The organism is Natrarchaeobaculum aegyptiacum, from assembly GCF_002156705.1.
Taxonomy (GTDB): domain Archaea; phylum Halobacteriota; class Halobacteria; order Halobacteriales; family Natrialbaceae; genus Natrarchaeobaculum; species Natrarchaeobaculum aegyptiacum.
This window is the reverse complement of the sequence record NZ_CP019893.1, coordinates 3808323-3831359: the sequence shown is the minus strand read 5'-3', so window position 1 is coordinate 3831359 and position 23037 is coordinate 3808323. Positions and strand designations below refer to the sequence as shown.

Sequence of the window (23037 nt, the reverse complement as noted above, 5' to 3'; positions counted from 1 at the left end):
GGATTTACCCGCTCTCACTCCAACTGGGGGATAGACCGATGGTATCGAATCGTGCAGCCGACGTGACGCCGTTTATCGCGATGGACGTTTTCGAGCGTGCGAGCGAACGCGACGACGTGGTTCACCTCGAGGTGGGCGAACCCGACTTCGACCCACCGGAGGGCGTCGTCGACGCCGCAATCTCCTCGCTCGAGGCCGGCAACACAGACTACACAGCAGCCCGCGGGAAGCCCGAACTCCGGCGGGCGATCGCCGACTACTACGACCGAACCTACGGCGTCGACGTCGATCCCGGTCGAATCGTCGTCACGCCGGGCTCGTCGCCCGGACTCATGCTCGCGATGGCCGCCCTCGTCGACCCCGGCGACCCGGTGGTGCTTACTGACCCCCACTACGCCTGCTACCCGAACTTCGTCCGGACCGTCGGCGGGAAGGTCGAGACCGTGCCTCTGTACGCCGACAACGGCTTTCAGCCGGCCGTCGCCGACTTCGAGGCCGCACTCGATGCCTCGACGCGGGCACTCCTGCTCAACTCACCAGCCAACCCGACGGGAGCGGTGATGGACGGCGAAACGCTCGAGGGCCTCGTGGCCCTCGCAGAACGAACGGAGACGACGATCGTCGCCGACGAGATCTATCACGGCCTCGATTACGACGTCGACGCCCACACGATTCTCGAGTACACAGACGACGCGTTCGTCCTCGACGGCTTCTCGAAGCGATTCGCGATGACCGGCTGGCGACTCGGCTGGCTCGTCGTCCCGCCCGCGTACGTCGAGGCCGTCAACCGGCTCGCCCAGAACCTGCTCATCTGCGCTCCCAACTTCGTTCAGGACGCTGGCGTCGCCGCCCTCGAGTCTCCGCCGGAGCGACTCGCGGCGGTCCGGGATCGGTATCGCGAGCGCCGGGACCTCCTGCTCGAAGCTGTCGAAGACTGGGGCCTCGACCTCGGCTACACGCCACAGGGGGCCTACTACGTCCTCGCGGACGTCTCCGACCTGCCGGGCGATTCACTCGAGGTGGCTGACCTCCTCCTGTCAGACGCTGGCGTCGCCGTCACCCCCGGCGTCGACTTCGGGGATCGGGCGGGTGAGTACTTGCGGCTATCCTACGCGACCGATCGAGCGTCGATTCAGGAGGCGATCGATCGACTCGACTGGCTCTTCGAGTCGATCGATCGGTGAGTTCGGCCCCCGGGACGAACAGTCCTCGAGTCCGGTCGCTATCGAGGGGCACTGAGTAGTCGAACGTCCTGAAAAACTTAGTCCCAGTAGAGGTGGACGGCGACGATCGCGAGCGCGGCGAAGACAATCGCGATGCCGAAGCCCCAGGCGGCTTCGATCTCCGGTGCACCCACCAGCATCAGCGCAGCACCGATAGTGGCGATCGCCCCGAGTGCGAGCGTCAGTCCAACGCCGACGTCCGTCGACGATTCCGATTGCGTAGCCATACGCCCCGCTTCTGAGCGAGATCCCTTAAGCGCACTTATTCGTCGTGCTCGCACGTCCCACGACGCACGCAAGGATCAGGAGATCGGTGCGGTCCCACCGCGGTTCCGTGGCACCGTGGGTGACTATCAGTTCAATGTCATGGCACCGGGACACGGTGGTGGTGGTGCGATATCGTCGTGCTATGACATCGGTTCCGTCCGTTACTTGATCGTCGTGTGTTCGGACTCCTCGTTGAGCGCCAGATTCGCTGCGATTTCTGCGTTTCGCATCGCGTACTGGGCAGTTTGCTCGAGGCTGACCAGCACCTCTCGAACTCGGAGTAGATCGTCGTTCGACATCTCGGGGAGGCCGGCGAGAATCTCTTTCTCGCGGTCTGAGATCTCGTGGAACATCTGGCGGGCCCGGTTGGACTTGTCGTAGTCGCGCTCGACGGCCGCCTCGACAGAGAGGGTCGTGATCTCGTCGACCTGCTCGTTCAGTTCGCGGATCTCCCGCATGACGGAGCTGTCGACGTCCAGCGTGTGACCCTCTGTCTCCATCACGATTTCGGCGATGTCCTCTGCGTTGTCGGCGGTCAACTCGAGGTTCTTCGCGATCGAGCGGTAGCCGATCAGGGGGAAGCCGCTGTTGAGGCCGACCGCGCGTGCGAGGTTGGGGTTCTGGTAGGCGGTGAAGATCAGGCGAAGCAGGAGGACGAAGATCTTGTTCGCCTGTCGCTCCCGGTTGAGCGCGCGCTGGGCGAGATCGGGGTTGCCGTGGGCCAGCGCCTTGATTCCCTCCCCGCGCATCGTCTGGCCGGTTCGCTCGAGGCGTTCGAGGAGGTTGTCGAGGGTGAAGTCCTCGGGGTCGACCGAGCAGCGGATCGAGATGCTCTCGGGGGTCTCCTCGATGACGCCGAGCCCCATGAGCTGGGTTTCTGCCTGATAGACGGCGTTGATGTGTTCGGAGTCGAGTGCGCCGTCCTCGCGCTCGATGCGAATGATACGGCGACCGAGGACGTACTGGGCGACGATCGCGCGTTCGACGGCGCCGGCGTCCAGTTCGTCCGTGTGGATGATCGCTTCGGTCTCTTCGGTACTCGCAGACTCGGGCATCACCGTCAGGGTGCCTTTCCCGCTGGTTCGCAGTGATACCTCGTCGCCTTTTTCGACGCCGTGTTCCGACGCCCACTCCGCGGGGAGCGTCATGGCGAGCGTCGACGGTCCGAGGCGTTGCACTTTCCGCGTTTCCATGTCACTCAGAGGGGTGGCGATCGTCTTAATATTGACTATATTCGCAGTATCGAATTCACCGATCGTAATATGGTTCGACTCTGACTCGTCCTGTTCGGAACCCTTATACAATTTTCGCGAGCCGGGTGGTGTACCGGCCGGTCCGGACCCGCTGCCATCCCCTGAGCGCCTCGTTGGTCGCTTCGTCGTCGGTGTCGACCCGGAGCACGTCGAGGTCGTCCAGTTTCTCCTCGGCCGCGACGACCTCGATTTCGTCGGCACGGTCGATGACGGCGGGCGAGAGCTGGTGGTTTCCGCGGCCGAAGACGAATCCCTGTCCACCGATCGGCGAAACGACGATCGTCGCCGGCTCGGAGAGCACCTCGAGAATCTCCTGTTCTGGGGCGTCTCGAGCGACCACCTCGCCGTCCCGCCAGACGTCGACGCCGAGCGGTGAGGGCTCCATCTCGAGTTCCTCCTGGATCGCGCCGACGGTCCCACCCGGACCGAAGACGTACGTTCGTCCCGACTCGACCTCGCGGGCGACGCCTGCCGCGAGGGTATCGACGCTTCCTCTCGCGACTTGTTTGCCCGCCTGAACGTCGGGGGCGACGGGCACCGGAACGACGGCCCTGAGTTCAGAGCGGACCTCGCCCGCACGGTAGGCTTCCTCGTCGATGTCGTTGACCTCTCGTGGGGCGACGCGGTCGAACTCGGCGGCGATGCGGCCGGCGTCGGCGGGCGTCACGGCGAACACGGACGAGTAGACCTTGACCCCAGCTGGGACGCCCAGCATCGGCGTCTCACCGGCGTCGCCTGTGTCACCATCTTCGAGCACCGACGCGACGTCGACGGCCGTTCCGTCGCCACCGACGAAGAGGACGAGGTCGACGCCGCGCTCGAGGAACGCCCGCACGGCCTCGCGGGTGTCCGTCGCGGTCGTTCCCGGGTTCGACGGGTCCGTCGCCACGCCTTCGGTACCGTTCCCGGCATCTCCGTCGCCCGAATCCGAATCGTCGGCGGGCGCGTAGACCACCCTCGGGTCGAAGCCAGCGTCGCGGGCGACATCCTCACCGAGGACGCCTGCAGCCGTGTAGACGGTCAGATCGGGTTCCCGGTTGTACAGGGCTCGAAGGGCTTTTCGCGCCCGACCGGGTGCCCGCGGCTCGGCCCCGAGGTCGCGTGCCTCCCCGAGTTTTCCGTCGGTTCCTTTCAGTCCCACGCGACCGCCCATCCCGGCGATCGGGTTGACGACGAACCCCAGCGCGTCCATACCGGTCGTTCGAACGGTCGACCCAAAAGGGTGTGGTCCACGGACCCAAATCTGTAGAATTAAGAGGGGGCAGGACCGATCGCCGACTATGAACGCACTCGCTGTCGTGCTCGAAACGGCGCTGCCGATGGACCTCGTCGGTTGGGGATCACTCGTGCTCGCACTGGTCGTGACGATCGCCTGGATGGCCTACCTGTACCGCTAGGCACGATCGTCGTCACCGTTTTCGACGCCATCGACGCGCTCGCGGAGCCACGCTGCTGCCCGTTCGGTCTCGGTTGCATCGATACTCGAGAGCTCGAGGCGAACGGACGACCCGGGGTAGCTGCCGACGCTGACGTCGAAACGCTCTCTGACCGCCTCGAGGCGGTCGAGCAGCGCGCTCTCGGGTTCGTCGGCGACGACCGTCGCCTCGTAGGTCTGTGGCCCGGAGAACGCGGTCGCCACGCGTTCGAACATCCCTTTCATCTCCGCGGGGACGCCCGGGAGGACGTAGACGTCCTCGACGGCGGCTCCCGGTGCCACGCCGACGTCGTTGTGAAGCGCCCGGGCACCGGCCGGGAGATCGGTCGTCCCTTCCGTGAGGTCCGCCCGCGAGTAGCCGTCCGCCTCGAGCCACGCGAGGGCCTCGTCGTGGGGCTCCATCGGGCGGCCGAGTGCGACGGCGACGGCCTCCATGGTAACGTCGTCGTGGGTCGGACCCAGCCCGCCGGTGACGAGGACGGCGTCGTAGCGATCGCGGTACTCGGTAACCGCGTCGGCGATATCCGGAATTCGATCGGGGACGGTCGTCACGCGCTCGACGGTAACGCCGCGGTCGTGGAGTCGTTCACAGAGCCACGAAGCGTTGGTGTTCGTCGTCCGTCCCGCGAGCAGTTCGTCTCCGACCGTCACGATCGCGACCTCCATACCTGAGCGAAGTCGCCGGTCGTTCAAAACGGTCTCGGCGGCGTTCGTGATTGCCACTCGAGTCGTTTCGGCCGAGTCCGAGATTATTTAACGAAAACTCAGTTTTACGTGTTTGTCGTGGTAACCACAAGATTCACTGTTGATAACTAGTAACGAGGAAACGATGTCCCGTTCGGAACGAACAGACGCCAACTCACAGGCCGTGTTGTCGGCACTCGGCAACAAGTATAGCGCGGAAATCCTGTGTGCAGCTGGTACGCCGAAGTCGGCACAGACGCTGAGCGAGGACATCGAGATTCCGATCGCGACCTGCTATCGCCGAATCGAGGAACTCGTCGACGCCGGGCTGTTGACCTGCGAGGGCCGTCGACTCTCTGAAGAGGGGCGACGAACCAACATCTACCGGCGGACGCTCGACGAGATCGAAGTGGATTTCTCCGGCGAACGGCCGCGGTTCTCGAAGACGCGTCGGACGGAGGCGAAAAACCAGCTTCACGACCAGCTACAGGACTGACCGACTGATCGGGCACCCGATCGGGCATACTAAGTATTCTCCTGAGAATACTCAGGTATGACTGGTCCCGTAGCTGGTCTCGAGGAGACGTCAGACGTGAACACCGATGGGGTTCTCGACGAGACACGGAGTACAGACGCCGAAGATCCGATCGTCGGGGCCTCCCGTACGCTTCGCGTCGGTCACGACAGTCCCATCCGGATCAGCGCCGGCCATCGCCTGTTACACCACGACGGCAAGTGCGCTCGTCCACACGGTCACAACTACGAGATCGCGGTCACCGTCGAGGGAACGCTCACGCGCGAGGGGTGGATCGCAGACAAAGGAGATATTACTGCAGTGCTCTCACGGTGGGATCACATGTTCCTCCTCGAGACCGGCGACCCGCTGATCGAGGCGTTCGAGGAGAGTGGTGACGCCGACAGTCTGGTCGTCCTCGAGCACCCCCCGACGGCCGAGGTCATGAGCGTCGTCCTCGAGCGTAAACTCCTGACGGCGCTTCCGGAGACGGTCACGGACGTGAGTGTCGAGGTCAGCGAGACGAGCGAACTCTGTGGCGGTGGGCTGTGAGATGCCTGTATCGAGGCCTGCCGGCGACGAGTCAGCCGATCGATCGAATTCCCGAGACGCCCTCCCGATCAACGAGCTGTTCACCTCGTTGCAGGGCGAGGGAACGCTGGCCGGCGTCCCCTCGACGTTCGTCCGGACGAGCGGCTGTAACCTTCGGTGCTGGTTCTGTGACTCTTACCATACCTCGTGGGAACCGAGTCACGAGTGGCGCTCGCTCGAGTCGATCCTCGAGGCGGTCGAGGAACGGGATCCCGCACACGTCGTCCTGACGGGTGGGGAACCGCTGCTGTACGACGCAAGCGTCGACCTGCTTTCAGCGCTGGCTGACCGGGGGTATCACACCACCGTCGAGACCAACGGCACGATCTACCGCGAGGCACCGATCGACCTCGTCTCGATCAGCCCGAAACTCGCCGGGAGCAACCCCACTGCCGACCGAGTTCCAGACGGTGTCGACCCGGACGTCGCGACGAGGTGGGCCGACCGACACGACCGCGAGCGGATCGACCTCGAGGCGCTCGTCGCGCTCGTCGAGTCCTACGACTTCCAGTTGAAGTTCGTCGTCGAAGACGAGGGTGACATCTCCGGGGTGCTCGAGATCCTGACGGATCTTCGCGGTGCAGCAAGCGTGTCGATTCCCGACGAGGACGTGCTCTTGATGCCCGAGGGGGCGACACGCGAGCGACTGGCCGAGACGCGATCGCGGGTTGCCGACCTCGCGATGGCCCACGGATTCCGGTATACGCCGCGGTTGCACGTCGATCTATGGAACGACGCACCGGAGACCTGACTGGCCTCTCACCGACACGTAAACCACTATCTGCGATACAAAATGGACCAGAGTCCCCCCACCGATTCGACTCGACCGACCGATGAATCGACCACCGATCACCCCACCACAGCCGACGCAACCGACCGCGCCGTCGTACTCCTCTCTGGCGGGATGGACAGCGCGACTGCAGCCTACGAGGCGCGAGCGCGTGGCTACGACCTCTACGCGTTGCACACCTCCTACGGCCAGCGAACCGAGGACCGCGAACGCGAGTGCGCTGAGCGGCTGGCCGAGGAACTCCCGGTCGAAGACGTCCTCACCGTCGAGACGGGACACCTCGCTGCGATCGGTGCCTCGAGTCTCACCGACGAGGAGATGGCGGTCCCAGACGCCGACCTCGAGAGCGACGAGGTTCCCGACACGTACGTCCCGTTCCGGAACGCGAACCTGCTCGCGATGGCAGTCTCCTACGCCGAGGCGAACGAGTGCTCGGCAGTGTTCATCGGCGCTCACAGCGAAGACTTCGCGGGCTATCCCGACTGTCGACCCGCCTTCTTCGACGCGTTCGAGCGCCTCGTCGCGGTCGGGACGCGACCGGAGACCGAGATCGCGATCGAGGCACCGTTCGTCGACTGGTCGAAGACCGACATCGCCGCCCGCGGCGTCGACCTCGAGGTGCCGTACGAACACACCTGGAGCTGTTACCGCGAGAGCGAACCGGCCTGTGGCACGTGCGATTCCTGTCTGTTACGACTCGAGGCTTTCGCGAACGTCGGCGTTCGGGATCCGATTCCCTACCGGGAGCGGCTCATTACCGTCGACGACCGCTGAGACGTCTTCACGGTGGATCTTGCCTGCACCGGGTTCGAACGGACCGCGTCTCGGCAATCCTCTACGTGAACGGAGAGCTACTTGACGGGCGAGCCCCACGGTCGGGTATGGGCTTTCACACGTTCGATCCCGAGCGCGCCCCGCAACTCGAGGACGCCAGTCGCTACCGCTGGTGCTCGAGCGAGGAACTCCTCTCGGTGCTCGAGCCGGATCCGGACGCGACGCTCGCCGACCTCGGCAGCGGGACGGGCTTTTTCGCCGACGACGTGGCTCCGTTCGTCGGTCACCTCTACGGAATCGACCTGCAGGCCGAGATGCACGAGTTCTACCGCGAGAAAGGCGTCCCCGAAAACGTCGAGTTGCTCGAGGCGGGCGTCGACGACCTCCCACTCGCCGACGATACCCTCGACGCTGCGTTCTCCGTCGATACCTACCACGAGTTCGCGACTGACGAGAGCCTCGCCGAACTCGCTCGTGTCATCCGGCCAGGCGGTCGCCTCGTGACGGTCGACTGGTCGGCAACGGGTGACCAGCGAGCGGGGCCGCCACTCACCGAACGATTCTCCCTCGGCGAGGCCGTCTCACACCTCGCCGAAGCCGGATTCACCGTGACCCACGCCGCCGATCGAACCGAGACGTACGTTTGCGTGGCTCGGCGCTAATTCACGGGTTCTTCTCCGGCTCCTCGGTCGTCTCGTTCCGCGAGAATCGGATACGACTGGGTTTCGCCGCTCGAGTTTCGAGCGACGAGCGTTGCGACGGCACCGATCTGCTGTCTGTCGCGGTCTGCAGCGTCGCCTTCGTCGCTTTCGTCCGCACGGCCACCGATCGGTTCCGGTCGGCGACGCTCTTCGTACGAGAGAACCGTCAGATCGTCGAGACAGGCCCGGAGGAGTTCGTTGGCCTCGAATCGGAACTCGTCGCTCGAGGGGCCGACGTCGATCGGATCAGTCGTACGAAGGTGGTGATCGTAAACGAGCACGCCGCCGGGTGCGAGCGCGTCGACGAGAGTCTCGAGGTGTTCGAGGACGTCGAAGAAACTCACCGTGATGACGTCGTAGGCGTCGCGATCGAGGCTCACCTCGGAGATATCCGCCCTGATCCAGTCGACCTCGACGCCTCGCTCGTCGGCCCGCGTCCGGGCAGCCTCGAGCGCCGCGTCGGCGACGTCGATGGCTTCGACGTCGTAGCCGCAGGCGGCGAGAAAGATGGCGTTTCGACCGGTGCCGGTCGCCACGTCGAGTGCACGACCCTCCGGAAGCGTGTCGATTCGTCTGGCGAGTTCCGGGATCGGTTCTTCTGGCAGGTCGAATGCCGGATCGGCGTACTTCTCGTTCCAGCGGTCGCGGTCGTCGGTCACGTCTGGATCGAGTGAGTCCACGACATTGAACGTACCTGGTCCGGCGGAGGTGGCAGGCTGGCCTCGGCGTGGAGTCTCTTCCCTCGACGGCCACTCGGCGTTCGAATATCGCACCAGTGAACGTTTAGCTGCTCGAGTGCGTACGATGGGTCATGAACGGTGTCGCGTTCGTCTCCGTCTCCGTCTCTGTCTTCACCTCGAGTCCGTGTACCGGGGCCCCACCGGGGGTGACCGACCGATGAAGCGGCGAGAGGCGATCGCGGGCGTGGCCAGTCTGGGCGTGCTGGGTGCCGGTGGCGTCGTCATCACGCGGGGGCTTCCGGCCGTCGATAGCGAATCCCCCGCTGCGGACGGTTCCGACGACAACGCTGGCTGGAGCGACGGCCCGATCGAACTCGAGACGATCGACGTCCAGGGGAGCGAGGACGGCACGCTCCCGGTTCCGAACGATGGAGTGACTCTCCTCAACTTCTTCGCCCCGAGTTGTGGCTCCTGTCGGCGGGCCATGCCGCACTTCGCTGCCGCTGTCGATCGCCTGCGGGCCGACTACGCGGACGTACTGACGGTTGCGTCGGTGACGCCACCCCGACCGGAGGACGAACTCGCAGACTGGTGGGACGACCACGACGGCGACTGGTACCTCGGCTACGATCCGAAGAGTCGCCTGAGCACCCGGTATTTCGTCACCGGCTACCCCGTTTTCATCGCGGTCGACCCCGACGACGAGGTGCGCTGGGAAGACGACGGCGTGATCGACGCCGACCGAACGGTCAGGCGACTCGAGCCGATCCTCGAGGAGTTCGTCACCGACGCGGCCGACGACTCGACGGAATCGGCAGACGACGCGGCCGACGAGTAAAACGAGCGAGTACCTCGGTGGTAGCTCACCGCTGAGCCGTCGGACAACCCGACTCAGGCTTCTGCCTGCCAGGTTCGGATTCGATCCGCGCTGATGCCGTCGACGTCGGCAGCGACGTCGTCGGGATCGGCATCGGTCAGGTCGTCGAGGCTCTCGATACCCGCGTCGGCGAGCTTTTCGACCGTCTTCGCGCCGACCCCGTCGAGGGCCTCGAGATCAGACCCGGATTCGCTCTCGCGGGCCTGAAACTCCTGGTAGTTGCAGATCGGACAGCCAAGTTCCCAGGGTTCGTCGCCGCTGTGGACGACGAGCTCTGGCAGGTCGTGCTCGTCGCAGGTCATCTCGGTGACCTCAATCTCTCCCCGGCGCGGGAGTGGCAGTGAGTACTCGCAGTCGGGATACCGGGTGCAGCCGACGAGCCGGGAGCCGCTCTGGAGGGTCTTGATCGCGAGTTCGCCACCGTGTTCGTCGGCACAATCCGGACAGTCGCCGATGACCGGGCCCTCACCGGCGTCTTCGGCCTTACACAGTGGACAGCCGTGGACGAACGTCTGTCGCCCGGCGAGCATCTTGACTTCGTGGAGGCCGTGCTCGTCGCACTCCGCTTCGAGGATGAGCGGCTTCCCGGTCGAGGGCAGCGGCAGGGTAAACTCGCAGTCGGGATAGCCGTCACAGCCGATGAAGTACGACCCGTGGCGACTCTGGCGGACGAGCAGGTCCTCTCCACACTCGGGGCAGGGACCCAGTCGCTTGTCGTCTTTGAGCGACTTCCTGAGGTGATCGCCGATCTCCTCGCGGGAGTTGGCGAGTTCCTCGAAGATCGCCTCGAGCATCTCCCGGGATTCGTCGGTGACGTCCTCGAGACCGGCGTCGCCGTTTGCGATGGCGTCCATGTCGTCTTCGAGCTGGGCGGTCATCTCCTCGCTGACGACGCGGTCGGCGTACCGTTCGGCGGCGTCGACGACCGCCATCGCGAGCCGGGTCGGCCGTGGCGGATCGCCCTCGATGTAGCCGCGGTCGTAGAGTTTTTCTAAGGTGTTGTGGCGGGTCGACTTCGTGCCGATCCCCATGTCCTCCATGGTCTCGATGAGCCGCGACTGACCGTACCGGCGTGGCGGCTGAGTCTGTTTTTCCTCGAGTTCGACGTCGCTGAGCGTGAGCGTCTCGCCTTCGTCGACGGCGGGGACGTAGTTCTCGCTCGTGCTGAAGTACGGGTAGACCTCGTGGTAGCCGGGTTCGACCAGCCGCTTGCCGTTGGCCTTGAGCCGGTGGTCGCCGGCCTCGGCGACGACCTTGAGGTGTTCCCAGACGGCGGCGTCGGCGACCGTGGCGTAGAACCGCCGGACGACGAGTTCGTATATCTCCCACTCGTCGTCCGAGACGTCGCCGCGGGAGGGGATTTCGCCCGTCGGGTGGATCGGGGGATGGTCGGTCGTCTCCTCGTCACCCTCGGTCGGAACGATCTCGTCTGCCTCGAGCAGGCTCTCGGCGTCCTCGCCCAGCGTCGGGTGGCCGACGAACTCGTCGAGGAGGTCGTCGGGTTCGAGATCGTCCGGGTAGACGGTGTTGTCCGTCCGCGGATACGTCATGTAGCCGGCGGTGTAGAGGTCCTCGGCGATCGACATCGCCCGCTGGGCGGAGTAGCCGAGCGCGCCGGCCGCGCGGATGAACTGGGTGGTGTTGAACGGCGTCGGCGGCGCGTCGGTGCGCGTCCGACCGTTGACGTCGACGACCGTCGCCTGGTCGCGACTCGAGAGGTCTTCGAAGACCGATTCGGCGGTCCCTTCGTCCCAGACGCGTTCGGCCTCGTTGTCGTCGTCGTCGCGGTAGAAGTACTGGGCCTCGAACGCGTCGCCGTCGTCGCTCTTTCCGAGGTCCGCAAACAGTTCCCAGTAGTCCTCGGGATCGAACGCTTCGATCTCGCGTTCTCGGTCGACGATCAACTTGAGCGTCGGCGACTGGACGCGACCGACGGAGATGAAGTCGTTGCCCAGCTGGCCCGCAGACAGCGAGAGGAAGCGGGTAAGCGCGGCACCCCAGACGAGGTCGATGATCTGTCGGGCCTCGCCGGCGGCCGCGAGGTCGAAGTCGAGATCGTCGGGCTCGTCGAACGCGTTCTGAACCTCGTTTTCGGTGATCGAGGAGAACCGAACCCGGCGGATCGGAATGTCGTCGTTGACGTCACGGACGATCTCGTAGGCTTCCTTGCCGATGAGTTCGCCCTCGCGATCGTAGTCCGTCGCGATCGTGGCCCGCTCGGCCTTGCGCGCGAGGATGCGCAACGTGGCGACGATGTTCTCCTTCGTCGGCGTCTTCTCGACGCTGGCATCGATCAACTCGACCGGTTCGACGTCACGCCAGTCGCTGTACTCCGGCGGGAAATCGACACCGACGACGTGGCCGGACAGCCCCACGCAGCGCTTGCCACCCCACTCGTAGACGTTGACGCCGTTCTGTCGACTCGAGTCGTAGGTGCCGCCGGAGAGGATGTCTGCGATCCGTCTCGCGGCATTGTCCTTCTCGGTGATGATCAGTTCCACCGGCGATCACCTCCGTCACTCGTCGATCGGTGCCCCGTCGAGGAACGCGCTCGGCTCATGTGCGGCGGCTACGATTGAGCCTCAAATAACGCTTTCGCCAGAATCACCGGACAGCGCGGGTGTGCGCGGGTGCTCGCGCGAGGTTTCGAACCCTCGACCGTCCCTATGAATCAGGTCGTCAACGCCCGAACGGCGTCGTGAATCTCTTCGACGTTTTCGACCTGTTCGCGGTTCGCCGCCGCGACGGAGTCGATCTCGTCGGCGATCGCTTCGGCTTCCTCGACCAGTTCGTCGATCATGCTGGCGACTTCCTCGGTACTGGCAGCCTGATCGTCCGTCGCCGTCGAGACGTCTGCGATCCCTCGAGAGGCCTCCTTGACAGCCGTCGCGATCTCCTGTAACGTCCCCATCGCGCCTTCGACCTGTTCGATCCCGCGGTCGACCTCCCGGGTCGTCTGCTCGAGGCTCGAGACGGTGTCTTCTGTGACGGACTCGATGTCCGCGACCATTCGTTCGATCTCGCTCGCGTGGGTCTGTGACTCCTCGGCCAGTGACTTCACCTCGTCTGCGACGACCGCGAACCCGTCGCCGGCGTCGCCTGCGGTGGCCGCCTCGATGCTCGCGTTCAGTGCCAGCAGGTTCGTCTGGTCGGCGATGTCGTTGATCACGTCGACGATCTCGTCGATCTCGCCGACGCGCTCTTCGAGGTGCTCGATGTCGGTCGCGACCTCGCTGGTCGAAGCTTCGACCTGCTGGATCGCGTCGATCGCCTCCGTCGCGGCCTCCCGGCCTTCCTGGGAGAGCGACTCGGCTCGCTCGCTCGTCGCGGCGACCTCCTCGGCGGTCGAGGCGATCTCCTCGACGGACGCCGACATGTCGGCGACCTCGCTTGCGACGCCGTCCATCGACTCGGCCTGGTGGTTCGCGAGGTCGCTGATCTCCTCGGTACTCGCGGCGACGTGGTCTGCGGTCTCGCTGACTTCCGCGACGGCGGAACCGACGGTCTCTTCGACCGTCCGGCGTCGTTCGTACTGGGCGACGTACGATCCGACGAACGTGACGAGCGTATCGAGCAGGTCCTGTTCCTCTCTCAGCCACGGGCCGTTATCTTCTGGTGGCCGATCTTCGACGTAAACGATCTCGATTCGAACGGTGGAGTCGTCGGTCACGTGCTCGCTGCGCAAGGGGGTTCGCGAGCGAGCGTGATCGTACCCCCTCGTCGTCACGGTCCGGTCACCGACGTCGATCCGGGCCGCTGCGACGTCGGGATACTGGAACCACTCGGGGAGTTCGCTCACGTACGTCTCGACCAGCTCGATCGGCGGCTCCTCGACGTCGCCAAAGAGGTCGTTCGCCCGGGTGATCGCCTCGAGTTCCTTCGTTCGCTCTTGAAGCTCGACTTTCGCCGTCGTCTCGTCGAGCCTGTCGAATTCGTTCGCGAGGCGAAAGTGCTGCGAGGGGAGCGCGGTTCCGTCCTGATTGGCCATGGCCGGGCTTTCGAGAACGGCCATTTATGGTTGTTGGCCAACGTCGATCCCGTCGACCGGGCGATCAGAACGCGTCGGCGAAGAACCGCTCGAGCAGCGATCGGACGGGTTCGGTGTCTACGACGTCGTAGGGGACGGTCACCGGCGAAATCGAGATCTCGTCCTCGAGCAGGGCGTGACGGTCGGTGTCGTCGGGGTCGGGGATGTCGCGGTTGGCCATCTGCTGCCAGAGGCGGTTGGTCAGCTGGAACTGGCCGTCGACCCGGGCGGCGTCCATCTCGTAGACCTCCGTCGGCCGCGTGAGGGCGATCCCGTCTGGGTCGGTATCCGGACCGGGGACGTTGACGTTGAGGTAGTCGACGCGGTCGAAGAGGCCGGTTCCGGGCACGTTCTCGACGAGCGTCGCGGCGACGTCGCCCGCGAGCGAGAAGTCCGACGGCTCGAGGTCGTCGTAGCCGAGCGTGTCCATCGAGACGGCGATCGCGGGCGTCTCGAGGAAGGCGGCTTCCATGGCGGCGCTGACGGTTCCGGAGCGCGAGAAGACGTACGCGCCGAGGTTGGCCCCGGAGTTGCAACCGGAGACGACCAGATCGGGTTCGGGCTCGATGGCGTTGACGCCGACGATGGCACAGTCACAGGGCGTCCCGTCGATGGCGTAGCCGAGTTCGTGGTCGCTGTGGGGGACGCGGGAGGTGAACGCACTGTCTGCGAGGTCGAGCGAGAGCGACTCGTCGTCTGACGAACTGGTCCGGCCGTAGGAGAGCGATCGGCCGACCGCGCTCCGGTTGCGGTCGGGGGCGACGACGGTGACCCGGGCGACCGCAGCGAGCGCGTCGGCGAGCGCGCGAATGCCGGGCGCATCGATCCCGTCGTCGTTGGTCAGGAGTACGTGGGGCTCGGCGTCTGCGTCCATACCAGCCCCGTTCGGGTTCCGGATGGATACGCGTACCTGTTGCGGCGAACGGTCGCCCTCCGTGACGGCTGGGTGTCCGGCCCACCAACCGCGCGACACCCGTTCAGAACTCTCATCCCATCGGACAGAAGTCGATACGAAGCCGATCGTGAATTCGGGTCGTCGTCCACGGTGACGACCCCAGCAGAACGATCCGCCACGTCGTTCTGTCCAACAGTCTCAAGAGACGTCCGACCTAAACACCGGTAGATGTATCGTCGCGGATTCCTCGCGCTCTCGGTCGCCATCGGGACCGGCGGCTGTCTCGAGTACCTCCGGAACGGCGACGGCGAGGAGATCGTCGAACCGGCCGACGTCGAGGTGGTCTGGCACGACCTCGTCCGCGACGACCCGGGGACCGACGACGAACGAGTTGCCGTCTGGGGGGCGGTCCGGAACGTCGGCGAACGAACGCTCACCTACCTCGAGATCCGGGCGACGTTCTTCGACGCGGAGGGAGAGGAACTCGAGAGCGTCATCGAGAACGTCGACGAGGACGTCACCTCCGGTGAGGAGTGGCCGTTCGAAGTCGAGTTCCCTCACTTCGGCGACCGAGCCGCCGAGGTTCGGACCTACGAACTCGAGCCTGCGATGGGGGTCTAGCGTGGAGGGTCGGTCGGCCGGGCGAGGATCCCCCTGGCGACCCTGGCGAGCAGCGGTCGGACGGCTACCGAAACCATGACCGAACGAGACGAGGGGGTATCGACGCTGGCGAAACAGGGCAGCATCACGTTCGTCGGGAACGTGGTCAACGGGGCCCTCGGGTTCGCCATCGTCATGCTGATGACCCGGTTCGTCAGTCCCTCCGTCTACGGGCTGTTCGTCCTCGCGACGTCGGTCATCCTCTTCATGCAGGTGTTCGCGAACCTCGGGCTTCCACTCGCGATCGACTACTTCGTCCCACAGTACCTCGAGGAAGGCGAGTACGGCAAGGCGAAGGGTGTCGTCGTACAGGTGACTGCGACCGTCCTCGTCACCGCCTCGATCGTCGCGCTCGCACTCGCGGTCGGCTCGCGGTTCGTCGGGAACTTCTTCGAGGAGCCGGCGATGCAGGTCGCACTGCTCTTCCTGTCGATCACGATCCCGATGCTGGCGATCTACAACGTCCTGTTGACCTCTTACTACAGTATCAAGAAGCTCCAGTATCGGGTCATCATGCGCGATCTGGTGCGGCCGATCGTTCGCTTCACGGTCACTGCCGCCTTGCTGCTCGCCGGGTTCGGGCTGCTCGGGATCATCGCTGGTTACGTCGTCGGCCTGTTCGTCGCGATCACCGTCGGTGCGGCTATCTTCACCTACCGGGCGTGGGACATCGTCTCCGCCGAACTCGAGCTCGTCGCCCCGAAGCCACTCCTCACCTACGCCGTGCCGCTGGCGATGACCAGCGTCGTGTTCGTCCTCATGGGCCACGTCGACTACTTCGTGCTGGGCTTTTTCCTCGAGTCGGACGACGTTGGGATCTACCGCGTCGGCTACATGCTCGGCTCGGGGCTGATGATCATCTTCAACTCGCTTTCGCCGGTGTTCAAACCCCTGATTGCCGAGTCTCGAGACGACCTCGAGCTGGTCGAACAGCGGTTTCGCGTGATGGCCCGCTGGATCGCAGGGATCACGCTCCCGATCACCATCGTCCTCTCGCTGGGTGCGAGTTCTTACCTCGCGGTGTTGTACACCCCCCAGTATGCCGAGGCGAGCGCAGTCGTCGTCCTGCTCGCGAGCGCGTTCCTGATCAACGTCACCTTCGGCGGCCCCGATGGCTCGTTGCTGCAGGGACTTGGTTACTCGCGGATCGTCTTCGGAAACACGCTCGCACTCTTCGGCATCAACTTCCTCGGCTCTGCAGCGCTCGTCCCGATCTTCGGCATCGAGGGGGCGGCGATCGGATCGGCGGTGGCACTCCTGCTGGTCGCTGCGTTGACCCTCGGTGAACTCTACTACCTCGAGGGAATTCACCCGTTCACCGCCGATTTCGCGAAGATCGTCGTCGCTGGCGTGCCAGCGACCGTCGCGGGCGTGCCGGTCGTCTACCTGCTCGAGACGGATCTCCTCGTCGTGGTGGTGTTACCGATCGCGGTGATCGGGGCGTACCTGGCCACGCTGGTCGCGACGGACGCGTTCACCGAAGCGGACGCACAGATGGCAGCCGAGTTCAGTCCCACGATCCAGCGAGTGCTGTCTACCGGGTTGTTCAGTCGGTAGCGCTGCTTGCTGTCGCTGCTCGTTCTCGTCGACGACTGTCCGGCGTCTCCCACGGCGGATCTGTAACCGAACGTGTCCGGTTTCGATGTCCGTACTAGCTCTGAATTTGACATTATGGCCGAAACGTTGAATTAGTGACGACAGTCCTCTCATAGACGAGACGAATGGCTGACGGTCTCACGGGGGGCAGCGATGGCCGGGATAGCACGGGTGAGCGGCCGGTCCGGATCCTCGTCTACGGGGCCGACCTCGAGTGGGCCACGCGGCTGGCTGCTCGACTCGAGGACACCGAGGAACCACTCTCCGTCGAGAGTACCGCCGGACGCGAGGACGTCGAGGGGAGGATCGGCGACGACGTCGACTGTCTCGTCTGTGGGAACACGGTCCTCGATCAGGAGGCCGGGGTTCTTGAATCGGTCAGATCGAGCTCGTCGACGGTTCCGGTCGTGTGTTGCCTGCGTGATGGTGACCTCGACCCGGAAGACGCGCTCGAGGCGGCTGTCGCCGACGTAGTCGAGACGCCGCTCGAGTCCGGCCGGATGACTGTACTCGCCCGTCGACTCCGGACGCTCGGGGCGCAATACCGCCAGTGCCGTCGTGGTGCGTCGTATCGGTCGATATTCGAGGAGCTACCGGACGCGGTCGTCGTTCACGACGAGGAGGGCAACTACGTCGAGATGAACCGGGCCGTCACGGAACTGCTCGGATACGACCGGGCCGACCTCTTCGATCACAGCGTCGACGAGATCGAAACGGCACTCGACAGCGACGAACTCGAGGCGTCACTCTCGTCGCTCGACCCCGGCGAGTCGAAGACGGCCGAAGGGCGGAACCGGCGGGCCGATGGAACCGACATCCCCGTCCGGGTCAGTCTTCGGCGGCTCGAGGGGGCCGACGATCATCTGATACTCGCGACTATCCGTGACCTGACGGAGCTGAAAGACCGGGAGCGTGACCTGGAGCGAGGGATGGACCTCCTGAAGCGAACCGAAGCACTCGCCAACGCAGGCGGCTGGGAACTCGACGTCGAGACGGAGACGCTCCGGTGGACCCACGGCGCGAAGCGAATCTACGGCGTCGACGACGACTACGAGCCGACGATCGAGGACGCACTCGAGTTTTACCACCCGGACGATCGGTCGGTCGTCAGGGAGGCGATCGACCGGGCGGTCGAAGACGGTGAGCCGTTCGACGACACCCTTCGACTCGTCACCGCCGACGGCGTTACCCGGCGAGTTCGTGCCCGCGGCGAACCGGCCGTCGAGGACGGTCGAACGGTTCGCGTCCGTGGGGCGCTCTGGGACGTCACCGAACGCGAGAAACGACGCCGGACGATCGAGGCGAGCAACGCGAAACTCGAGGCGCTCGCGGAAGCGTTTCCCGACGTTGCGATGGTCGTCGACGACGCTCATCGCTACCTCGAGGTGTTCGCCGGATCGGAGGCCGAATCGTTGTTGGCCGCTCCGCCCACCGAACTCGTCGGCGATTCGATCGACGATCACCTCCCGTCCGATCCGGCCGCTCAGTTGACCGACGCGATCGATACCGCTCTCGAGACCGATTCCGTGACGACCGTCGAGTACACCCTCGAGGTTCCAGCCGGCGAGCGGTGGTTCGAGTCTCGTGTCGCGCCAGTCGACGGGGTGATCGACGGGTCGCGTGCGGCGGTCGTCGTCGCCCGCGACGTGACCGACCAGCGCCAGACGCTCGAGGAATTACGAACCCGGGAGGCTCACCTCACGCAAGCACAGGCCGTCGCGAACCTCGGCAGCTGGTACAAGGACATTCCGTCGGACGTGATCCACTGGTCCGACGAGGTCTACGAGATATTCGGCGCCGAAGTGGTCGACGGCCCCATCGATCACGGGGTGTTCATGAACTACGTTCACCCGGACGATCGGGACTTCGTGGATCGACGGTGGGAAGCGGCCAAACGTGGGGAGCCCTACGAACTGGAACATCGGATTGTCACCGACGACGGTGAAACTCGCTGGGTTCGACAGAACGCCGAACTCGAGTTCGACGGCGGCGAGCCGACGGGGGCAATCGGGGTCGTCCAGGACGTGACCGACCGCAAGGAGTACGAACGCCGCCTCGAGACCCAGAACGAACAGCTGGACGTGTTGAATCGGCTGATCCGCCACGACATGCGCAACCAGATGAACGTCATCGACGGCTACGCCGCGATTCTCGAAGAGCGCCTGCCGAAAGCGAAACCCGTGGCACTGCAAATTCGGTCGGTGGCCGACGACCTCATCTCGGTCACCGAGGACATCCGGGCTGCGAATCGGCTGATCAGAGACGGCGAAGAGTCACGTCCGGTCCGGATCAGGCGAGTGGTAGACGACGCGATCGAGTCGGTCTGTGATGACTTTCCCGAGTTCGAGTGCAGGTGCACCGTCGAGGTCGACGCAGACCTCTGGATTACCGGGAGTGACGCGGTCCAGCTCGCCGTCGAGAACGTCATCGAGAACGCGATCGAGCACAACGACGCACCGACTCCTGCCGTCGAAATCTCCGGCGACGTGCATCCGGACGACGACGCCGTCGTCGTCCGGATCGAAGACAACGGCCCTGGAATCCCTCCATCCGAACGCGAACTCATCGTCGGTGCCCGCGAGCGCTCCCAGCTCGATCACACGAGCGGCCTCGGCCTCTGGATCGTCAACTGGATCGTCTCGAGCGTGGGGGGTGACCTCTCGTTTGAGACACGTGAGGAGCGCGGAACGATCGTCACGCTCCGGTTCCCCCGGGCGGAGGCGCCCGACGCAGAAGTGACCCAGTGAGCGCGGCCTGCTGTCACGGGTGGAACGAGGGGACGGTGAGCCGTTCCGGCGTCGCCGATCGGCCGCCGATTCGGTGGTCGTCGGACCGACGATCGAAAACACGTATATTCGTGCTGGCCCCTACCACGAGACGGGAATGGAGTGTCGCCACTGCGCCTCGCCGCTCGAGAAACCCGGAGACTTCTGTCTGGTCTGTCGCGAATCCAACGTCGAGGTCGTGGTGCTCGAGGCGGCCCGCGACCGGGCGACGCTCACGATGCTCGGGCCCGAGGACGACGACGAACCCGTGATCGGCCAGACGACGATCACCACGATCCCCGAAGACGGGGGCGAGACGGGCGTGGTCGAACTGCGAAACTTCGCGGGTCGGATCGGCGACGAGATCAGACGCAAACGCCCGGAGGCCGTCTACGCCGGCGGAATGCGGGCCGTCGTCCGGGCCGTCAGAGACGACGTTCACCACCAGTTCTATCGCGTCGCCGACGACGATCCCGTTCAGGCCGTCCTCGAGCGTCGGAGCAGTCGCGCACTCGACGTCGTCGAGACGCCACCGGCCGAGAAGATCGGCGGAAGCCACACGACCCTCATCGGCGGCCGCACGGGGATGCGGGCCATCCAGGCCGTCGCCGACCACCCCCACGTCAAGAAAGTCATCCCCGGGCCGATCGACGCCGGCGGAACCGGTTCCCAGTCAGGGCTACGGGCCAAGGTGACCCGCGCCGACGACGGCGGTAACGTTCGCATGCTCCTTCGAGACGGCTCGAGCGTCCAGGAGAACCGCGTCGTCACGACCGCTCGAGACCGCGAGATGGGCGAACGAATCCGCGACGATCTAAACGACGTACTGTCGGACGCGGAGTTCCAGTGACGGCCGTTCGTGGCGGTGGCGGCCGTGTGGGTGGTCGCTGTCGGCGTCGATCGGGAAACCCGAATCGTCACGAGTCGATGGTGGTGACACTGTCTGCTGGTTCTCCGTCCCTTTTCCGCCCGGGACTAATGAGATGTAATTACACGTGCTCGATCGCGCGGATCTCGTGCTGGCCGTGATCCCGGTACTCGCCGCAGGTGGGCTCGTCGTCCGAACGATCGTCTCTTCGACCGGCGTCGCCAGCGGGTTGCTCGCTCTCCCACTCGGTCCGCTGGGCTGGGTCGCTGCTCTCGCCGTCATCTGGTGGGAACTCCTCGTCGGCCCCTGTCCACGGCGTTCGGGGGGTCGAAGGATGGCGGACGACTGACGCCGCTAACTCAACAGGTTTAAGAATCCGCTGCTAGTAGACGTCGATACTATGGCCGACAAAGGAACTGTGGGTAGTGCGGGCCGATTCGGCGCTCGCTACGGGCGCGTCGCCCGACGCCGCGTCAGCGAAATCGAAGCCGGAATGAACAACGCGCAGGTCGACGGCGAGGACGTCACCCGCGTCGGTACCGGCATCTGGAAGAACGAAGAGACCGGCGAAGTCTTCACCGGCGGCGCCTACCGCCCCGAGACGCCCGCCGGCGCCACCGTCGAGCGCTCGATCCGCGCTGCCCTCTCCGAGGACGACGACGAATAACTCTCGACGCTTACTGTCACCGATGAGTTACAAGTGCTCCCGCTGCAAACGCGACGTACAGCTCGACGAGTACGGCGGCGTTCGCTGTCCGTACTGCGGTCACCGCGTCCTGCTGAAAGAACGCAGCCGCGACGTCAAGGAAGTCGACGTCAACTGACCCGCCGTGTCCACGTTCGAGGCAACCCTCGAGTTCGAGTACGACGACACCTCGAGCGCCTCGCTCGTCGCTGAAAGCGTCGCCCGTGAGGTCGGCGAGATCGACGACGAACGTTCTCGTACCACCCTCGAACGCGACGACGACCGATCGCAGGTTCGAATCCAGATCGACGCTGACGACCCGATTGCACTGCGGGCCGCACTCAACACCTGGTTCACGCTCGTCGACGTCGCAGAACGCACGGCGGCGGTCGGCGACGCCACGTTCGACCGGCCTTGACCCTCTCGAGCGGCCTACCGTCTCGAGTGTGACAGCGGGTGTGTCAGTTTTGCGCCCCATGTCTGTGACACTCATTCTATACGGACTGTGCCGCTTTCGGAACGTTTGAACGGACCTGTCGGATAAAACGATCGTGAACCGCACTCGCCTCTTCGCCTCTCTCTGTGGGCTGGTCTTTCTCCTCAACCTCGCCAGAATCATCTTCGCGCCGCTGCTCGACGTGATCATCGCGGAGTTTTCGATCGGTGAAGCGACCGCGGGACTCATCGTGACGCTCGCGTGGGTCGGAAGTGCCTCCCCGCGGTTGCCGACCGGGTGGCTCCTGACGAAAGTCCCGCGACACTACGTGGTGATCGGATCGGGATCGATCCTCGCGGTCTCCTCGGCGCTCGCGGCCATGGGAACGACGATCGTCCACCTCATGGTCGGTGCATTTCTGATGGGGATCGCCTCCGGTGTCTACTTCGTCTCGGCGAACCCGTTCCTGAGCGAGCTGTTCCCGGACCGGGTCGGCAGGGTCATGGGAATCCACGGTGCGGCCAGTCAGATCGCGGCCGTGATCGCCGCACCGCTCGTGGCACTCACGGTCGTCGTCGACTGGCGTCTCTCGCTGTGGCTGATCGCCGTTGGCGCGGCCATCGTCACCGTCTACACCGGAGTTGCTTCCCGGCGGGCCGACCTGCCCAACGCCGGCGCGGAAGACCGGAACTTCGTCGCTGGCGCGCTCTCGGAGTGGCGACTCATCGTGACTGCGCTGGCGATCGTCGGCCTCGCCTCGTTCGTCTGGCAGGGCGTGTTCAATTTCTACGAACTGTACATGCAGTCGAAGGGGCTCTCTCCCAGCGCGGCCAGCCTGCTGCTCTCGGTCGTCTTCGCCGCGGGAATCCCGGCGTTCTACCTCGGTGGCGACCTGGCGGACAAGCTACCGCGGGTGCCGTACATGTTAGGGATCGTCGCCACGTTTTCGGTGGGCCTGATCGTGCTGACGGCGGTCCAGAACCTCGCCGGGCTGGTCGTCGTCTCGGCGATCGTCGGCTTCGTGATCCACGCGCTCTTCCCGGCGACTGACACGTTCCTCCTCGACACCCTCCCGGATTCGACCCGCGGCAGTGCCTACGCCGCGTTCAGTTCGATGTGGATGCTCGTACAGGCACTCGGGTCGCTCGTGCTCGGCTGGTTCGTCGAGTACGGATACACCTACGATACCCTGTTCCAGATCGCCGCGTTCGCTCTCATCGCTGGAACCGTCGTTCTCGGAGCGCTCGACCGCGCTGGTCGACTTCCCGGGTAACCTCTGCCGTTCTGAGCGGCGCGGACGCCCTCGAGTCCGGTCG

24 protein-coding genes are annotated in these 23037 nt (G+C 65.0%); 16 read left to right on the top strand and 8 right to left on the bottom strand.

Translation table 11 applies throughout. From position 1 onward, the window contains the following. Nucleotides 1-38: 38 nt before the first annotated feature. Nucleotides 39-1184 (top strand): pyridoxal phosphate-dependent aminotransferase, encoded by a 1146-nt coding sequence (locus tag B1756_RS18440; protein ID WP_086889879.1) that lies wholly within the window; start codon nt 39-41, stop codon nt 1182-1184. 77 nt (nt 1185-1261) lie between these two features. Here B1756_RS18440 and B1756_RS18435 read toward each other — a convergent pair whose 3' ends face one another. From B1756_RS18435 to B1756_RS18420, 4 genes are all read right to left on the bottom strand, one after another. Continuing rightward, nucleotides 1262-1450: a DUF7525 family protein gene (locus B1756_RS18435; protein WP_086889878.1), complete on the bottom strand. Its 189-nt coding sequence runs from the start codon at nt 1448-1450 to the stop codon at nt 1262-1264. A gap of 201 nt (nt 1451-1651) precedes the next feature. Continuing rightward, nucleotides 1652-2683 carry a phosphate signaling complex PhoU family protein gene (locus B1756_RS18430; RefSeq protein WP_086889877.1) on the bottom strand — a complete coding sequence of 344 codons (1032 nt, stop codon included), beginning with the start codon at nt 2681-2683 and terminating at the stop codon, nt 1652-1654. A gap of 103 nt (nt 2684-2786) precedes the next feature. After that, nucleotides 2787-3935, bottom strand: coding sequence for an ATP-NAD kinase family protein (locus B1756_RS18425; RefSeq protein ID WP_086889876.1), 1149 nt, complete (start codon nt 3933-3935; stop codon nt 2787-2789). A gap of 201 nt (nt 3936-4136) precedes the next feature. Further along, a complete protein-coding gene (locus B1756_RS18420) occupies nt 4137-4844 on the bottom strand; it encodes a competence/damage-inducible protein A (RefSeq protein ID WP_086890260.1) in 708 nt (235 codons plus the stop codon). 163 nt (nt 4845-5007) lie between these two features. On the opposite strand from B1756_RS18420, the gene B1756_RS18415 reads away from it, so the two are divergent. The 5 genes from B1756_RS18415 (at nt 5008) to B1756_RS18395 (ending at nt 8193) form a co-directional block, all read left to right on the top strand. After that, on the top strand, nt 5008-5358 hold the full coding sequence (locus tag B1756_RS18415; protein WP_086889875.1) for a winged helix-turn-helix domain-containing protein: 351 nt from the start codon (nt 5008-5010) through the stop codon (nt 5356-5358). Between the two features lie 57 nt (nt 5359-5415). Beyond that, nucleotides 5416-5928: a 6-pyruvoyl trahydropterin synthase family protein gene (locus tag B1756_RS18410; protein ID WP_086889874.1), complete on the top strand. Its 513-nt coding sequence runs from the start codon at nt 5416-5418 to the stop codon at nt 5926-5928. 1 nt (nt 5929) lies between these two features. Continuing rightward, on the top strand, nt 5930-6718 hold the full coding sequence (locus tag B1756_RS18405) for a 7-carboxy-7-deazaguanine synthase QueE (RefSeq protein ID WP_086889873.1): 789 nt from the start codon (nt 5930-5932) through the stop codon (nt 6716-6718). A gap of 42 nt (nt 6719-6760) precedes the next feature. After that, nucleotides 6761-7531 (top strand): 7-cyano-7-deazaguanine synthase QueC, encoded by a 771-nt coding sequence (gene queC, locus B1756_RS18400; RefSeq protein WP_086889872.1) that lies wholly within the window; start codon nt 6761-6763, stop codon nt 7529-7531. Between the two features lie 107 nt (nt 7532-7638). Next, nucleotides 7639-8193: a class I SAM-dependent methyltransferase gene (locus tag B1756_RS18395; RefSeq protein WP_086889871.1), complete on the top strand. Its 555-nt coding sequence runs from the start codon at nt 7639-7641 to the stop codon at nt 8191-8193. Here B1756_RS18395 and B1756_RS18390 read toward each other — a convergent pair. After that, on the bottom strand, nt 8190-8891 hold the full coding sequence (locus B1756_RS18390) for a class I SAM-dependent methyltransferase (RefSeq protein ID WP_086890259.1): 702 nt from the start codon (nt 8889-8891) through the stop codon (nt 8190-8192). The genes B1756_RS18395 and B1756_RS18390 overlap by 4 nt on opposite strands. 238 nt (nt 8892-9129) lie before the next feature. Between B1756_RS18390 and B1756_RS18385 the strand changes: the two genes are divergently transcribed. After that, on the top strand, nt 9130-9750 hold the full coding sequence (locus tag B1756_RS18385) for a TlpA family protein disulfide reductase (RefSeq protein WP_086889870.1): 621 nt from the start codon (nt 9130-9132) through the stop codon (nt 9748-9750). A 53-nt stretch (nt 9751-9803) separates the two neighbouring features. On the opposite strand, the gene B1756_RS18380 is transcribed toward B1756_RS18385, so the two are convergent. From B1756_RS18380 to surE, 3 genes are all read right to left on the bottom strand, one after another. Next, a complete protein-coding gene (locus B1756_RS18380; protein ID WP_086889869.1) occupies nt 9804-12290 on the bottom strand; it encodes a DNA topoisomerase I in 2487 nt (828 codons plus the stop codon). A gap of 170 nt (nt 12291-12460) precedes the next feature. After that, nucleotides 12461-13777, bottom strand: coding sequence for a methyl-accepting chemotaxis protein (locus B1756_RS18375; protein WP_086890258.1), 1317 nt, complete (start codon nt 13775-13777; stop codon nt 12461-12463). Nucleotides 13778-13841: 64 nt separating this feature from the next. Beyond that, the gene (gene surE, locus B1756_RS18370; RefSeq protein WP_086889868.1) at nt 13842-14690 is read right to left on the bottom strand and encodes a 5'/3'-nucleotidase SurE; all 849 of its coding nucleotides are present in this window, start codon (nt 14688-14690) and stop codon (nt 13842-13844) included. Between the two features lie 249 nt (nt 14691-14939). Between surE and B1756_RS18365 the strand changes: the two genes are divergently transcribed. The 9 genes from B1756_RS18365 to B1756_RS18325 all read left to right on the top strand — a co-directional run bounded on the left by B1756_RS18365 (nt 14940) and on the right by B1756_RS18325 (nt 22994). Beyond that, nucleotides 14940-15332, top strand: a complete 393-nt coding sequence (locus tag B1756_RS18365; RefSeq protein ID WP_086889867.1) for an FxLYD domain-containing protein — start codon at nt 14940-14942, stop codon at nt 15330-15332. A gap of 75 nt (nt 15333-15407) precedes the next feature. Continuing rightward, the gene (locus B1756_RS18360) at nt 15408-16928 is read left to right on the top strand and encodes a flippase (protein ID WP_086889866.1); all 1521 of its coding nucleotides are present in this window, start codon (nt 15408-15410) and stop codon (nt 16926-16928) included. Nucleotides 16929-17092: 164 nt separating this feature from the next. Continuing rightward, nucleotides 17093-19714 carry a PAS domain-containing sensor histidine kinase gene (locus B1756_RS18355; RefSeq protein WP_086889865.1) on the top strand — a complete coding sequence of 874 codons (2622 nt, stop codon included), beginning with the start codon at nt 17093-17095 and terminating at the stop codon, nt 19712-19714. 136 nt (nt 19715-19850) lie between these two features. Continuing rightward, the gene (locus B1756_RS18350) at nt 19851-20582 is read left to right on the top strand and encodes a DUF2103 domain-containing protein (protein WP_086890257.1); all 732 of its coding nucleotides are present in this window, start codon (nt 19851-19853) and stop codon (nt 20580-20582) included. A 145-nt stretch (nt 20583-20727) separates the two neighbouring features. Further along, nucleotides 20728-20949, top strand: a complete 222-nt coding sequence (locus tag B1756_RS18345) for a hypothetical protein (protein WP_086889864.1) — start codon at nt 20728-20730, stop codon at nt 20947-20949. A 51-nt stretch (nt 20950-21000) separates the two neighbouring features. Further along, complete coding sequence (locus B1756_RS18340) at nt 21001-21267, top strand: eL43 family ribosomal protein (RefSeq protein ID WP_086889863.1); 267 nt, start codon at nt 21001-21003, stop codon at nt 21265-21267. A gap of 22 nt (nt 21268-21289) precedes the next feature. After that, nucleotides 21290-21424, top strand: coding sequence for a DNA-directed RNA polymerase subunit P (locus tag B1756_RS18335; RefSeq protein WP_004215399.1), 135 nt, complete (start codon nt 21290-21292; stop codon nt 21422-21424). Nucleotides 21425-21430: 6 nt separating this feature from the next. Beyond that, nucleotides 21431-21703, top strand: a complete 273-nt coding sequence (locus tag B1756_RS18330; protein WP_086889862.1) for a KEOPS complex subunit Pcc1 — start codon at nt 21431-21433, stop codon at nt 21701-21703. 133 nt (nt 21704-21836) lie between these two features. Beyond that, the gene (locus B1756_RS18325) at nt 21837-22994 is read left to right on the top strand and encodes an MFS transporter (protein WP_086889861.1); all 1158 of its coding nucleotides are present in this window, start codon (nt 21837-21839) and stop codon (nt 22992-22994) included. The last annotated feature ends 43 nt before the right edge of the window (nt 22995-23037 follow it).

What these genes read in the sequence shown, in the direction of transcription:
- B1756_RS18405 (WP_086889873.1), top strand. Translation starts at nt 5,930, where the DNA reads ATGCCTGTATCGAGGCCTGCCGGCGACGAGTCAGCCGATCGATCGAAT.
- B1756_RS18385 (WP_086889870.1), top strand. Translation starts at nt 9,130, where the DNA reads ATGAAGCGGCGAGAGGCGATCGCGGGCGTGGCCAGTCTGGGCGTGCTG.
- B1756_RS18425 (WP_086889876.1), bottom strand. Translation starts at nt 3,935, where the DNA reads ATGGACGCGCTGGGGTTCGTCGTCAACCCGATCGCCGGGATGGGCGGT.
- B1756_RS18410 (WP_086889874.1), top strand. Translation starts at nt 5,416, where the DNA reads ATGACTGGTCCCGTAGCTGGTCTCGAGGAGACGTCAGACGTGAACACC.
- B1756_RS18420 (WP_086890260.1), bottom strand. Translation starts at nt 4,844, where the DNA reads ATGGAGGTCGCGATCGTGACGGTCGGAGACGAACTGCTCGCGGGACGG.
- B1756_RS18430 (WP_086889877.1), bottom strand. Translation starts at nt 2,683, where the DNA reads ATGGAAACGCGGAAAGTGCAACGCCTCGGACCGTCGACGCTCGCCATG.
- B1756_RS18350 (WP_086890257.1), top strand. Translation starts at nt 19,851, where the DNA reads ATGGAGTGTCGCCACTGCGCCTCGCCGCTCGAGAAACCCGGAGACTTC.
- B1756_RS18355 (WP_086889865.1), top strand. Translation starts at nt 17,093, where the DNA reads ATGGCTGACGGTCTCACGGGGGGCAGCGATGGCCGGGATAGCACGGGT.
- B1756_RS18440 (WP_086889879.1), top strand. Translation starts at nt 39, where the DNA reads ATGGTATCGAATCGTGCAGCCGACGTGACGCCGTTTATCGCGATGGAC.
- B1756_RS18435 (WP_086889878.1), bottom strand. Translation starts at nt 1,450, where the DNA reads ATGGCTACGCAATCGGAATCGTCGACGGACGTCGGCGTTGGACTGACG.
- queC (WP_086889872.1), top strand. Translation starts at nt 6,761, where the DNA reads ATGGACCAGAGTCCCCCCACCGATTCGACTCGACCGACCGATGAATCG.
- surE (WP_086889868.1), bottom strand. Translation starts at nt 14,690, where the DNA reads ATGGACGCAGACGCCGAGCCCCACGTACTCCTGACCAACGACGACGGG.
- B1756_RS18365 (WP_086889867.1), top strand. Translation starts at nt 14,940, where the DNA reads ATGTATCGTCGCGGATTCCTCGCGCTCTCGGTCGCCATCGGGACCGGC.
- B1756_RS18395 (WP_086889871.1), top strand. Translation starts at nt 7,639, where the DNA reads ATGGGCTTTCACACGTTCGATCCCGAGCGCGCCCCGCAACTCGAGGAC.
- B1756_RS18415 (WP_086889875.1), top strand. Translation starts at nt 5,008, where the DNA reads ATGTCCCGTTCGGAACGAACAGACGCCAACTCACAGGCCGTGTTGTCG.
- B1756_RS18360 (WP_086889866.1), top strand. Translation starts at nt 15,408, where the DNA reads ATGACCGAACGAGACGAGGGGGTATCGACGCTGGCGAAACAGGGCAGC.
- B1756_RS18340 (WP_086889863.1), top strand. Translation starts at nt 21,001, where the DNA reads ATGGCCGACAAAGGAACTGTGGGTAGTGCGGGCCGATTCGGCGCTCGC.
- B1756_RS18335 (WP_004215399.1), top strand. Translation starts at nt 21,290, where the DNA reads ATGAGTTACAAGTGCTCCCGCTGCAAACGCGACGTACAGCTCGACGAG.
- B1756_RS18375 (WP_086890258.1), bottom strand. Translation starts at nt 13,777, where the DNA reads ATGGCCAATCAGGACGGAACCGCGCTCCCCTCGCAGCACTTTCGCCTC.